General features: G+C 43.9%; 14 protein-coding genes. 6 read left to right on the forward strand and 8 right to left on the reverse strand.

Annotated elements, in window-relative coordinates; all coding sequences use genetic code 11:
• Window positions 1–84 precede the first annotated feature (84 nt).
• The 3 genes from F6K57_RS13650 to F6K57_RS13660 all read right to left on the reverse strand — a co-directional run bounded on the left by F6K57_RS13650 (window position 85) and on the right by F6K57_RS13660 (window position 2,178).
• On the reverse strand, window positions 85–309 hold the full coding sequence (locus F6K57_RS13650) for a hypothetical protein (RefSeq protein ID WP_293021381.1): 225 nt from the start codon (window positions 307–309) through the stop codon (window positions 85–87).
• Window positions 310–718: 409 nt separating this feature from the next.
• On the reverse strand, window positions 719–904 hold the full coding sequence (locus tag F6K57_RS13655; protein ID WP_293021380.1) for a hypothetical protein: 186 nt from the start codon (window positions 902–904) through the stop codon (window positions 719–721).
• Between the two features lie 434 nt (window positions 905–1,338).
• Window positions 1,339–2,178, reverse strand: a complete 840-nt coding sequence (locus tag F6K57_RS13660) for a prephenate/arogenate dehydrogenase (protein ID WP_293068331.1) — start codon at window positions 2,176–2,178, stop codon at window positions 1,339–1,341.
• A 58-nt stretch (window positions 2,179–2,236) separates the two neighbouring features.
• Between F6K57_RS13660 and F6K57_RS13665 the strand changes: the two genes are divergently transcribed.
• Window positions 2,237–3,799: a pentapeptide repeat-containing protein gene (locus F6K57_RS13665; protein WP_293068334.1), complete on the forward strand. Its 1,563-nt coding sequence runs from the start codon at window positions 2,237–2,239 to the stop codon at window positions 3,797–3,799.
• Window positions 3,800–4,205: 406 nt separating this feature from the next.
• Here the strand turns inward: F6K57_RS13665 and F6K57_RS13670 are convergent, their stop codons facing one another.
• Both F6K57_RS13670 and F6K57_RS13675 read right to left on the reverse strand, forming a co-directional pair.
• On the reverse strand, window positions 4,206–5,879 hold the full coding sequence (locus F6K57_RS13670; RefSeq protein WP_293068337.1) for a trypsin-like peptidase domain-containing protein: 1,674 nt from the start codon (window positions 5,877–5,879) through the stop codon (window positions 4,206–4,208).
• Window positions 5,880–5,937: 58 nt separating this feature from the next.
• Complete coding sequence (locus tag F6K57_RS13675) at window positions 5,938–6,807, reverse strand: sialate O-acetylesterase (RefSeq protein ID WP_293068340.1); 870 nt, start codon at window positions 6,805–6,807, stop codon at window positions 5,938–5,940.
• A 223-nt stretch (window positions 6,808–7,030) separates the two neighbouring features.
• Between F6K57_RS13675 and F6K57_RS13680 the strand changes: the two genes are divergently transcribed.
• On the forward strand, window positions 7,031–7,306 hold the full coding sequence (locus F6K57_RS13680; protein WP_293068343.1) for an HNH endonuclease: 276 nt from the start codon (window positions 7,031–7,033) through the stop codon (window positions 7,304–7,306).
• Here F6K57_RS13680 and F6K57_RS13685 read toward each other — a convergent pair.
• Window positions 7,303–7,509, reverse strand: coding sequence for a hypothetical protein (locus F6K57_RS13685; RefSeq protein ID WP_293068346.1), 207 nt, complete (start codon window positions 7,507–7,509; stop codon window positions 7,303–7,305). The genes F6K57_RS13680 and F6K57_RS13685 overlap by 4 nt on opposite strands.
• A 146-nt stretch (window positions 7,510–7,655) precedes the next feature.
• Between F6K57_RS13685 and F6K57_RS13690 the strand changes: the two genes are divergently transcribed.
• A complete protein-coding gene (locus tag F6K57_RS13690; RefSeq protein ID WP_293068349.1) occupies window positions 7,656–7,841 on the forward strand; it encodes a hypothetical protein in 186 nt (61 codons plus the stop codon).
• 115 nt (window positions 7,842–7,956) lie between these two features.
• Here F6K57_RS13690 and F6K57_RS13695 read toward each other — a convergent pair whose 3' ends face one another.
• Window positions 7,957–8,373 (reverse strand): helix-turn-helix domain-containing protein, encoded by a 417-nt coding sequence (locus F6K57_RS13695; RefSeq protein ID WP_293068352.1) that lies wholly within the window; start codon window positions 8,371–8,373, stop codon window positions 7,957–7,959.
• A gap of 494 nt (window positions 8,374–8,867) precedes the next feature.
• Between F6K57_RS13695 and F6K57_RS13700 the strand changes: the two genes are divergently transcribed.
• Together F6K57_RS13700 and F6K57_RS13705 are read left to right on the forward strand one after the other, a co-directional pair.
• Entirely contained in the window at window positions 8,868–9,674 is an 807-nt protein-coding gene (locus F6K57_RS13700) for a hypothetical protein (RefSeq protein WP_293068355.1), read from the forward strand.
• Window positions 9,661–10,212: a lamin tail domain-containing protein gene (locus tag F6K57_RS13705; RefSeq protein ID WP_293068357.1), complete on the forward strand. Its 552-nt coding sequence runs from the start codon at window positions 9,661–9,663 to the stop codon at window positions 10,210–10,212. The genes F6K57_RS13700 and F6K57_RS13705 overlap by 14 nt, the downstream gene beginning before the upstream one ends.
• Window positions 10,213–10,366: 154 nt before the next feature.
• Here the strand turns inward: F6K57_RS13705 and F6K57_RS13710 are convergent, their stop codons facing one another.
• The gene (locus F6K57_RS13710; RefSeq protein WP_293021365.1) at window positions 10,367–11,635 is read right to left on the reverse strand and encodes a serine/threonine-protein kinase; all 1,269 of its coding nucleotides are present in this window, start codon (window positions 11,633–11,635) and stop codon (window positions 10,367–10,369) included.
• 147 nt (window positions 11,636–11,782) lie between these two features.
• Between F6K57_RS13710 and F6K57_RS13715 the strand changes: the two genes are divergently transcribed.
• Window positions 11,783–12,003, forward strand: a 221-nt coding sequence (locus F6K57_RS13715) for a hypothetical protein (protein ID WP_293068361.1), incomplete at its 3' end; no start/stop codon positions are given.

A 12,003-nucleotide genomic window follows, 5' to 3' on the forward strand; every position in this document is an offset into this window, starting at 1 on the left:
TTAGAAAATATAACTTTTACTCCAATACAGGTGTCTCGAAATAACATTCGAGGTAAGGATTCAGGTCGTAAAAATAGGGATAAGTCAAGGAAAACCCATGTCACGACCGATGTGGGCACGTAATGCTTCAGCAAAAAAGTTGACGACACAACGTTGCTGAGAACGACAGGTTTGCACAACAGTCAAAAGTCTGGCGGTGTTTTCAAATCTTTCCAAGGAGCGAGAACCTCCGCGCTCCCTTACGCTTTGTAACAGCCAATCAATGACAACGTTCTGCCAAATTGTTTCAGGAGGTACTTCTGGATGCATGGCGAAAATACCACCACTGATCAAACTTGTTTTGGAGATTATTTAAAAGCCTCAAAGCTCTTGCTCCCCCTTGCGGTATCCATTTATTGAAAGCTTTACTTAATTTGGATTTGAATTCCTTGGCCCATAATTCGTAAGCTTTATGATCAGCCTGGGTTTGCCATAAGTGATAATGCTCAAAAGCGCACATCTTGCAGACTAATAAATGCTTTGCCAATACTCTCATTGTGTAATCCAGGACATTTAATTAAACCCTTGAAATGCCTGCGCATATGTGCCAAGCACTTTTGTTGGGCTACTACAGGGTAACCATTAGTATACACGCTTTTCGTCGCTGCGCTCGAACTCCACCATACTTATCTCCTAGCAGTGACTCTAGTTCTTTTCGTGAACGTGTATCTGCTGCTCTTTATAGGCAAAAATCCTGGTTGGCGACTAGCCATAACCATTCCTTTACCCCAATGACCCCCCAAGGGGTTTCATCGACATGGACATTGGGTTGTTCTATTTTTACCCAATTTTCCAGTTCTAGTACCGGCTGTTCTATGGCTTGGGCTACTAGGCACGTTGGTGGCCCCTTTGGTTCCGACTCCAATCTCTACTTCACCCATCTGCTAAATCAACTCTTACACTTAATTACGCCCACCTACTTAGCATATCCAAATTTACACTATATACCAAGTTAGTATACAGGAAGTTTTTTTTTACAAAACTTTATTTTTTAGGAACGCAGTATCAGGTGATGAGAGAGTAACTTATTACTGTATCATAGTAAGTACCGCGCGCCGAATTAATTACCTACTATAATTCTCTGTAACCCTTGAATTAAAAGAGTTTCAGTTTTTGCAAATTTGTAATTAATTTTGTGTACCTGCTTACATTTGAAAAACTGTAACAAGGTAAGCATATGCGCTACGCGCACGCTACGCGAACAGCGGTCAGCGTTCAGCCGTCAGCTTAAAATAAACACTGCTTGGTGGGATTAGCAGTGGTGGCTTTCTAATTAGCTCAATAACAAACTCAACAAACTCAGGAAACAAACTTTTTCCGAGCTACATGAGTAGTTTCAAAGATTTTTTCCAGACTCGACCAATCTTCCTGTTCAATCACCTCAATTATCTGGTCAAGGCGATCGCGATACCCTAAAAGCGTACGCATGATCGACTCCTGATTGTAACGAGCCATCATTACTCCCAGTTCTGGATTACCACCCCCGACACGGCTAGTATCACGAAAACCAGAACTAGCTAACTGTTGGGCTAACTTCAACACCACTGGGTCAGTCTCCTGCATACAAGCATCAATCAAACTCCCACTCACCATCACCGGTAGATGAGAAATCCATGCTACCGCTTGGTCATGGTTTTCCGGGCTTGTGATGTAAACCAATGACTTAAGCGATCGCACAATCTCCTCCACCTTCTCAAGTGCTGGTGGTGGTGTTGTCTCAATCGGCGTCAGTACGTAAGGATTTCCTGCAAATAGATTCGACACCGCAGCTTCCACACCCCTGTGTTCCGTTCCTGACATCGGATGACCACCTACAAAATTTTTCCACAGGGGAGCAATGTCTCTAACCACTGGCATTTTGACCGAACCAATATCAGTGATTACGGTATCCTTGTTAAGATAGTTGACTAAATCCTTGACAGTAGAGGCGATCGCGGCTATCGGGGTGCAAATAAATACAACCTCTGCTGTGGCTAGGATACTTAAGTCAATACTCGCATCATCAACAATGCCGTGATCACGTGCGAATTGACAGGTTTTTGGTTGACGAGAGACTCCCAAGACCTGGTGACCTTGTGCTCTCAAGTCCAATCCTAGGGATCCACCCATCAATCCCAGTCCTACAATACCAATTTTCATTATCTCTCAGCGGGATTCAGCCTATGCCATGATAAATATTAATTTTTGTTAGATTGTAATGAATGTCAGGGAAATTATCCAACAATATGCAGCAGGGGTAAGAGATTTTACAGCTGCTGATCTTACGGAACTTAACCTAAGCAGCGCTACTCTTAGTGGTGCCGACTTGAGTGAAGCTAACCTGAGGGTAACTAACTTAAGTGGTGCTAACTTGAGCGGCACAAACCTCAGCCGAGCAAACTTAAACGTTGCTAGACTCAGCGGTGCCAATCTCTCTAAAGCCAAGTTAACACAAGCACAGCTCAATGTAGCAAATTTGATTCGGGCTGATTTAAGAGGTGCCCAACTGATTCAGGCATCACTGATTCGTGCTGAGATGGTTCGTGGTTCCCTAAGTGGAGCAAATCTAACCGCAGCAAACCTCTCTGGTGCTGATTTACGAGAAGCCACCCTCAGACAAGCTAATCTCAGCCGCGCTACCTTCAATGAAGCCAATTTAGCCGGGGCAACCCTTAGTCAAGCAAATTTGAAGGGAGCGCACTTAAACGGAACAAATCTGCACAAAGCCGATTTCAGCGGTAGTAATCTCAAAGGGGTTGAAATCAGACAAGGAAATCTCACCTGTGCCAATTTTAGGGGAGCCGATCTCAGTGGGGCAAATCTACGCTGGGCTGATTTAAGTGGAGCAAACCTCAGTTGGGCTGATCTCAGCAACGCTAAATTAAGTGGAGCTACCTTAGTTGGGGCTGATTTGAGCAATGCCAATTTAGTTAATACCAGTTTAGTACACGCTGATCTTAGTAAGACAAGGCTGATTAAAGCCAATTGGATTGGAGCAGATTTGACTGGTGCTACCCTGACTGGGGCAAAACTATATGCCGTTTCCCGGTTTGGTCTTAAAACTGAAGGACTGATCTGTGAATGGGTTGACTTGAGTCCCGATGGCGATCAAAGTCAAATTATCCGTCTGTCTTCCGAAGCTGCCAAAACCTTTTTCAACGAGACCCTGCCAACAGTAAAGATTATCGTTGATACCCCGTTAGACCTCAAAGCAAATTTGGCTTTAGCCTCGATTTATAATCAGATAGCCAATGTGTCTGAAGTGCTCAATCAACCACCCAGCATTGAGGTGAGTGTTCGCAGAACAACCATTACCTTTACAAGCAACAACGCTGACTTATTCATTATCGCTTACTTGGCAATTGTCCCCTTCAAAGATGGAGGTCAAACTCATCGCAATATTGTGACCTTATTAAATAGCCTACCCTCACGATCAATATACACTTTAAGTAATCAAGACAAAAAGCAAATAAATAAATTACTTACAAATATTGGCCAAGCTATTGAGCTGCTTAAACCAATTAAAACCCTTAAGTTAGCACCAGAAATAAAATCATCGGCTAACTTTTTTATGGCTCCGACTAAGACAATTATTACTAACTCTAGAGACTACTCATTAAGTATTTATTATAATCAAGATTTTGGGAAGTATCTGATGAATCAATCAAGCTGGAGCGAGCAATCTGAAGACACTACAACACCATCAAGACCAGTATCAACCCTGCCTCCAGTGAGCCAAATTGTTGCATTTATTAAAGCCTGGGATTATTTGAGCGGTTGATGGTGTAGACAAGACCATTATCTATTATAGCAATTTTTTATAGCAATTCTCAGCAACGTTTGAGCGACATTGCTTATCCTTTTAAGGCAAAAGGCATGCTAGCAATAGGCATGCTAGCAATAGTCAAGAGGGTTTGAAGGGAATCAGCGTCAAAAAAGACTCTACTTTATAAGTGCGATCAACCCTATCAATTAACAGAACCCAATTTTAACCAGATATCTAGCAATCCGTGTAGGAATTGTGATAATTTTTGTTCCCTACTCCCTACTCCCTACTCCCTACTCCCTGCTCCCTGTTCCCTGTTCCCTTTGCTATCAATTACTGCTTTAGGAGTGCGTTCGCGAAGCGGAGGCCGAAGGCCACGCTACGCGAACGGCTTTGCCGAATCGCTTATCTTGAACTCAGGTTAATTAGAGATTTGCTTTCTCCAAATTCTAATCTGCTGATCCCAACCACCACTAACTAGGGTTTGACCATCCTGGCTCAAAGCAACAGCCACAACATAGCCCGAATGACCATTTAAGGTGCTTTTCAACTGAGCGCTCCTCATATCCCACAACTTAATGGTCTTATCCCAACTACCGCTAATCAGGGTGCTTCCATCTCTAGTCATGGTTACTGACCACACCCCATCTGTGTGACCCGTCAAGGTTCTAGTCAGTTTACCAGTGTTAACATTCCACAAGCGAATCGTGCCGTCCCCTCCACCACTGGCTAAGGTTTTCCCATCCAGACTAATCGCTACAGACGATACCGATCGAGAATGTCCCTTGAAGATACGCACTAACTTACCTGTAGCTAAATTCCACAGCCGAATAGTTGTATCTTGAGAACCACTGACTAAGGTTTTGCCATCAGGAGAGATTTCAACAGAATTCACTGAACCTAAATGTCCGTTAAGGGTATGCAAGAGTTTACCCTTAGGCAGCTGCCAAATCTTAATAGTGTTATCCCAGCTGCCACTAACTAAGGTTTTGCTATCGGCACTAAAGGCTAAAGTCGCCACTGTATCTTGATGTCCAGTCAGGGTAACTAACGGTTTACCGGTGTTAAGATTCCAGATCTTGATCATACGGTCATCACCGCCACTGACTAAGGTTTGACCATCCGGACTAATCACCACAGTATTCACTGCGCCACCGTGACCTCGCCAGGTACGAATTAATTGACCAGTTGACAGATTCCACAGGGAGATAGTGCCATCACTATGACCACTAGCGGCCATCAATCCCTTTACTGATCTCCCTTGAGCAAGGGTGCCAATTGCCACAGAACTCACTGAGCCAGTCCCTACTTTAAGGGTATTGGCCAACTTGTAGAAAACTGTTCCGGTCTTGGCAGAGGCAGCTGTAGGAGAGACAGCGACTTGAGGAGTCTTTACAGGAGTTGGCAGTTTCAGCTGAGAGCGCCAGGTTAAATAAGTGTCAATGGCAATCCCAGATGCCACAATTGTGTCAGAATCACCCACTAACCTGACCATGCCATTAATGCCAATTACCCGCCCCTGATGGTCTAATACCGGTCCACCACTCATCCCAACTCTCACCAAATTGGTATAACTCAGAGCATATCCCCTAGGAAGTTTAGAAGCAGCATCCGTCAGCAGTCCTTCAGTATTAATAAACCGCCGTTGTTGAGAAGCACCTCCAGAACGAGGCCATCCAGCCACATAAACCCTTTGACCTGCACTGATTTGCTGGGAATTCCCTAACCTAGCAACTGGGTAGTTAGAGGTGCTAATGAAAGGTAAGATCGCTAAATCTACCCCTGGCATCCGTCTGATATAACGGGAGTCTACAGGATAACGATTGCCATCAGGGGTTTGAATCCTGTAGATGCCAGCTTTCTGTAGCACATGAGCACTAGTCAAGATATAATAGATATTTCCTTGGCGTTCAACAATTATCCCACTGCCACCCTGTTTTGGACCATCAATCCGGACAGTAATCTGTTGCGCAATACTTTTCGCAGCTGGTGTTGATATCACCACTGTGGGAATTGCTGCAATGATGGCGATGCTTCCAATTAAAAAAAACCCTGGAACTAAAAGCGCTGGAACTGTTTTAGATAAGATGTTCATCAAGCTTGACCAGAATCAATGGCGACGTTTCCTCTAGTTTTCCCTGTCTTGATGCACCCTATAATCTTTGAGTAAGTTTCCAAAATGTTTTAGCAAATCGTTTTCCAACAATCAAATAACTTTCCGTTGTCAAGTGAACATGGTCTTGCAAACCCAAGTCATCTGTAGTAATCATCCCAGTAGCTGGTAACTGGACTGTTTCCTGTTGCGCTTTCACGGTTTCCCAGTTCGGGAGCTTTTCTGGATCAGTAGTGGTACCAATTTGAGCAAAAACTACTGGTAAGTCAGGTTTCCCTAAGTCTTGACGCAAATCTTTTACTAACCTAACAAATTTATCAGCCCACTGATTAGGGAAGAATCTTCGACTTGGGTAGGCTTGAGGATTAAGGGCATCACTTTCTCCCTGAAAGAATAGTAAACCTTTAATTTCTCCCATTGGTGAAGCTGCATAGGCTCGCTTTAAGCAAGAGCCATACAAAGTATCTTCACTGAGATTTTTTTGCCACTCTTGAATACTAGAACCCCATTTAGCACAGGGAATTAAACCAATAATCAGCTCAGGATCGTATTTGAGTAATTCAGTAGCAAACGCCATCCCTGGACCGACTCCAGCTAACTTATCTTCCGAGACGTGATCAACTTGTCCGGTTGGTGAATCAATAGGTTCGGTGGCTAGATGCCAGCGGTAATTGTTTCCAAAGACAAAAACTCTGGGGTGAGTAACAGAACTGGCTGGTGTTACCTTACCACTTCCTGACATATTCGACTGTCCTGCCAAAATAAACAGGGACATCTTGCCTTGAAAATTTGCAGGAACTGGTTTGCTTTGATCATGCTTAGTGGTGGAAGTCCTGAGGATACCGTAGCGTCTGAACAACTGGTCTACTTGAGCAGACTTTTGTAGTATAATACCTAAAAAAGTACCCATAACTATACCGATAACTAGATAGGAAATTATTGACCAAGTTTTCATGATATAGCATGTTTAGTTGAGATGTTCAACACTTAGGATTTTACGGTTATCGTAGTAATGAAGTCCACAGGATTTTTTTCCAACTTCGAAGTTCCCTACTCCCTACTCCCTACTCCCTACTCCCTACTCCCTACTCCCTAATAATTTGCACCTAAAATAATAATTGCTATCATTATCAATGACTTGTGAACTTTGCGGAAGAGATGTAGAGCGATTGACAGTTCATCACCTGATACCGCGACAAAACACTAAGCGAAAAAAGATGAAACCTGGTCCAACGATTACTATTTGCCCTGCTTGTCACCGACAAATACATGCTTTATTCCCAAATACTCGTTTAGCTGTGGAATTGAATACTTGTGAAGCCTTAAAAAATGACCCTCAGATGCAGAAGTTTTTAAGCTGGGTCAGAAAGCAAAAGCCTGATAAGCGGGTGAGGGTTTATCGTTCTTAAGCGTTCGCGTAGCGTGACCATTCGCGTAGCGTGGCCGTTCGCGTAGCGTGGCCAAAAGGCCAAAAGGCCAAGGTCAATCGCATAAGCGCGTTTGTATCTGGGTTGTCAACACACGTATTCGATAAAAAGGCAAAAGGCAAGAGGCAAAAGGCAAGAGGCAAAAGGCAAGAGGCAAAAGGCAAGAGGCAAGAGGCAAAAGGCAAGAGGGGAAAGATATACGGAGTTTTATGGGAGAGTAAAAAAATACCTCTTAGGTTTAGATATCAGCAAAAATGCTATACCTGTCCGTAAGCATTCAGCCGTCAGCCGTCAGCCGTCAGCTAAAGGCTCACGCTACTTGAGGTGCTTTTTGGCACAGGCTTTGGCCTTGGCCAAAAGGCCACGCGGGGCGCGTTTGGCCACGCTGTGCGAACGACGCTGGGACTTCACTCAGATTAAACCAATGGTTACTTGTTGTCTTGATGCAGTCGCTCATGGGGGAAACCCCCAAGACCGCGCTGCATCGCTTATTCAAAAGCTGATAGCTGATAGCTGATAGCTGATAGCTGAATACTTACACCTGTCCTTTTCGTGAAAAGGATCTGTCAATGTGATTCAAAGCTTGCTGGTTCATGCTTTCAAGCTGCTTGTCACCCCGTGAGAGTCCTGGCTCAGATAACTTTAAAATCCGAGATAGTCTCAATCCAGACCCTTGCCCCACAATGTAGCGGATTATCAGGGCGATACATCACCCGGCAAGGGCCATTGACTTCTACCGTATGACCGTAAATGTTTTTAGAACCTCGTTTTACGGTAATCACTGGATTGCGTTCCCCGGTGTTGTGATTTTGGCGAATGACTTTCTGATTAACGTGGATCACAGCGTTCGTGTAATTTGTACGCTTTGACCAATTCCGCTTTGGTCCACGAGTGCCAGGCGTTACCACTGGCATGCCATCAAACAGAGGAATCACCCAAGTTCTACCCACCTTATACGCTCCTTTGACTCTGCCCTTGCCCAGAAGGTAACGGACGCGAGTGGCAGAAACACCTAGTAATTCAGCGGCTTGTGCGGTAGAAATCATCATGGCGGCAAAACCATTGCTTTAACAATACTAATATTATAACCACATTTTGGATAAGATGCAAGGGTTTAGAAAAACTATTGCATTATCGCTACCCTCATAGAGTCGCCAGAATGGGATTAATGGACTAAAAATAGTTAATGGGTGGTTTAGGTGTTGTAAAACTATTGTATTGTCGCTATCTAACGGAATGACTGGAATAGGTCTAGTGAGTTAAGAGGAATTAATGGGTGGTATGGGTCTTGTAAAACTATTACATTGTTGCTACCTCACGGAATCGCTGGCATGGGTAGAGTGGGTTAAGGGAGTTTAATAGTCAGATTTGAGATTACCCCCTGGGTGACTGAGCAATAAAAAAGTACCCTCAAGGGTACTGTCTCCTGAAAATATTGAGCCTAGAATAGATTTATTGACCGTTGACCGTTGACCGTCAATCATTCAACTTGGCATAGAGATATTCAACAACTTTTAGATCATTTAACTTAAACAAGAGAGACATGAGCGAAACCAATATTTATCAACAAATTTGGGAAAGTGACGAAAACCAATTCTCGGTTAGCACTCGCACTAGCTCCGGAGAATGGGAAGACGAAACTGCTGACATTCTATTAGATGAGCAGGTCAAAGCTAGCGGTCAACGGGAAATCGACTTAGCTACCCGACCCTTATTCTATAAAGTCAATGAAGACAAATTATTCGATGAAACCCGCACTTATAGCAGTTTCATTAAACTTTTAGATAACTACGCTATCCGCTCTGTTGACCCAGAAGTTACTCCTGAAGAAGAAGAACATGAGCAGTTAGATTTTATTTCTCTGATTATGTCTACAAAACCGATACAGCTTGCCCGAAACTATATTAACGAAGAGTTAGGTGAGACTCTTTCGGAGCAGCAATTTAGACTCAAGCTACAGCGAATCTGGTTTGAACTCTATACCAATTACTACAAGGGCAAATCAACTCACTTCGCTTCTGGCTTTGAGCATGTATTTGTTGGAGAAGGAAAATACAATATCCGCTCTGGAGATCAACGAGAAACCCTTGGCAGCATTTCTGGTTATCACTCATGGGTAAAATTCTACCTTGATGAACAAAATCATAGAGTTAATTTTCTCGGCTACAAGTATGACTTACGAGGTAATCAAGGACCGAATAATCCCAACGTTGTCACGTTACAAATGACCCAAAATGTGACTGATATTCGAGGCAATGTTATTGCTAAATTGTTCAAGAAGAAAGGCGGATTTTTTGTTGGACCAAGCCCTGAATGTGAAATCGCGCTCGCAACCGTTGCCTCCGCATGAAAGTGTCTACGGCAAAATTCGTGACAAGGCTCGAATTACTATCAATGATGCCACTTACGATTTAGTCCTCTACCGCAGTACCAATCCCAATGGTAGCCGTGGCGAGTTTATTCGTTCCTTCTTTCCCATCTTCCTGAGCAAGGATGGCACAAAAGAACCGGATATGGATCGTCCAGTAGTTGTGCCAGTAGATGATATCATTAAGAATGATGGTCCTGTGATAATCGTAGCGGCATTACCTAATCCTGAAGGCTCCGATGAAGGGGGAAGGGAGTGGGTTGAGTTGAAGAATGTGACCAGTGAAGCCATTGACCTCACTGGCTGGGAGATGGCAGATAAACTAGGTCGTCCCCAACTCCTGAGTGGCATTCTCCAACCTAACGAAGTTAAGCGCTTCCCCATCACCCGTTTAACTCAATCCTCAATGCACTTGAGCAATAAATCAGGATTGATCACAGTACGCGATCGCTCCTCTAACCAGATAGCAACAGTGAAATACTCTCGTGCTCGTTCTGGTCACATCTTTCAATTTAACTAGTCATCTCGAATCAGGTTAATCACTTCCTATTCAGGTTAATCGTTAATTGTTAATTGTTAATTGTTAATTGTTAATTGTTAATTTTCAATTTCAATTATCGATTTTCAATTGACGATTAACCCAGAATGATAAGTATTCAACCAGACACGATGAACTACTTATTTACAGAGCCATCAGGCATAATTGCGCCCTTGAGGTTAATGCCCTGGCGCTGAGCCCTCCTGATGTCAAAGTTAGCGCCCTTGAGGTTAGCCCCGCCCAGGTTAGCACCATGCAAGCGAGCACCGTTTAGGTTAGCCCCCTCTAGGTTAGCTCCCCACAGGTTAGCCCCCCTGAGGTTAGCTCTCCACAGGTTAGCCCCCTCTAGGTCGGCACCACTGAGATTAGCCCCCTCCAGCTTAGCTTGCTTGAGGTTCTTATCCTGTAGGTTGATATTTGGGAGATTGCAGCCTGGGCATTCTCCACTGGTTAGCAACTGTCTGGCTGGACTGGTGAGCCAGGCATAGGTTATAGCCGATGAAGAAGCAGCCACAAGGCTGAGGGTGGCAAGTTTTACTACTGCTTTTGTTGGTTGTATAGCCCGCAATAGTGTTTTTAGAGGAGTGACATCATTCACTACATCAATCTGCTTCAGGGCTTTTAGGGCAGTTGCGGCATCGGGATAGCGATGTTTGAGGTTAGGTGCAACCATTTTGTCTAGCCAATGAATAAACTGGGGATTTAGCTTGGGCAACAGTTGTTTGAAATTAATCCGATAATTCTCATCAACTAAGGTGTTGATTTCGCTAGATTTTGTCCCTGTCAGCAAGCAAATCAGGGTTATCCCTAAGCTATACAGATCAGATGCTTTGGTCAATTGCCGATTAAACATCTGCTCTGGTGGCATAAACCCTACACTACCTTTAACAACGCTACTGAGGGTCACATCCCCACCTGCTATCCGGGCAAAACCGAAGTCTACTAGATACACCTTCAAGTTACCCTGTCTATCAACCAAAATATTTTCTGGTTTAATATCTCGATGAATCACAGGAGGTTGCCGCCGTTGCAAGTAAACCAAGACTTCCAAAACAGCGATCGCAATTTGCTTAACTTCTTCTGGTGTCCAGTGGTAATCTTCGGCGAGGGAAGGTGCTGGTTTATATTCTTGGACTAAGCAAAATCCAGTGGGAGTGTCAAAAGAATCGATATAGCGAGGAATGCTAGGATGATTGAGCTGCTGCAGGAGTTTAATTTCTCGTTCATAAGTGTCGTATTCTGCCCAGCTAGTGCCTAATTGGGAAAACTGCAACTGCTTAATCACAACAGGTTGCTGAGTCTCCAGTTGTGTCGCCAGGTAGGTGACTCTACCCCCAGCGTGATTTTGTCCTAACTCTTGTTTAATTTCATAGCCCTGGGGGCTAAAGTCTAAATCCTTACTCATAGTGCTAATTTCAACTGTCCATGTTTAAGAAGCGAATATGATGACCACCGAAGAACACACATCTAATATCTATCCTGGCATATAGTTTTTATACCCAGTTGTTTTCTGTTGTAGCAAATGAGGACAAAATCGGGAGAGGGAAGAGGGGTGAAGAGTGGAAGCTTTGGGGTTGTCAACAATTTTCAGATCATCCCGCAACGGGAGCAACGTCCATCATTAAAATGGCTGATCACTGATATAGCAGAAGTCAGAAGTCAGAAGTCAGAAGTCAGAAGTCAGAAGTCAGAAGTCAGAAGTCAGAAGTCAGAAGTCAGAAGTCAGAAGTCAGAAGTCAGAAGTCAGAAGTCAGAAGTCAGAAGTCAGAAGTC

This window comes from Moorena sp. SIO4A5 (assembly GCF_010672005.1).
Classification (GTDB): Bacteria; Cyanobacteriota; Cyanobacteriia; order Cyanobacteriales; family Coleofasciculaceae; genus Moorena.

Excerpts from the sequence above, each read along its gene's own strand:
- F6K57_RS13650 (WP_293021381.1), bottom strand. The coding sequence starts at position 309 with ATGCATCCAGAAGTACCTCCTGAAACAATTTGGCAGAACGTTGTCATT.
- F6K57_RS13660 (WP_293068331.1), bottom strand. The coding sequence starts at position 2,178 with ATGAAAATTGGTATTGTAGGACTGGGATTGATGGGTGGATCCCTAGGA.
- F6K57_RS13665 (WP_293068334.1), top strand. The coding sequence starts at position 2,237 with ATGAATGTCAGGGAAATTATCCAACAATATGCAGCAGGGGTAAGAGAT.
- F6K57_RS13670 (WP_293068337.1), bottom strand. The coding sequence starts at position 5,879 with ATGAACATCTTATCTAAAACAGTTCCAGCGCTTTTAGTTCCAGGGTTT.
- F6K57_RS13675 (WP_293068340.1), bottom strand. The coding sequence starts at position 6,807 with ATGGGTACTTTTTTAGGTATTATACTACAAAAGTCTGCTCAAGTAGAC.
- F6K57_RS13680 (WP_293068343.1), top strand. The coding sequence starts at position 7,031 with ATGACTTGTGAACTTTGCGGAAGAGATGTAGAGCGATTGACAGTTCAT.
- F6K57_RS13695 (WP_293068352.1), bottom strand. The coding sequence starts at position 8,373 with ATGATGATTTCTACCGCACAAGCCGCTGAATTACTAGGTGTTTCTGCC.
- F6K57_RS13700 (WP_293068355.1), top strand. The coding sequence starts at position 8,868 with ATGAGCGAAACCAATATTTATCAACAAATTTGGGAAAGTGACGAAAAC.
- F6K57_RS13710 (WP_293021365.1), bottom strand. The coding sequence starts at position 11,635 with ATGAGTAAGGATTTAGACTTTAGCCCCCAGGGCTATGAAATTAAACAA.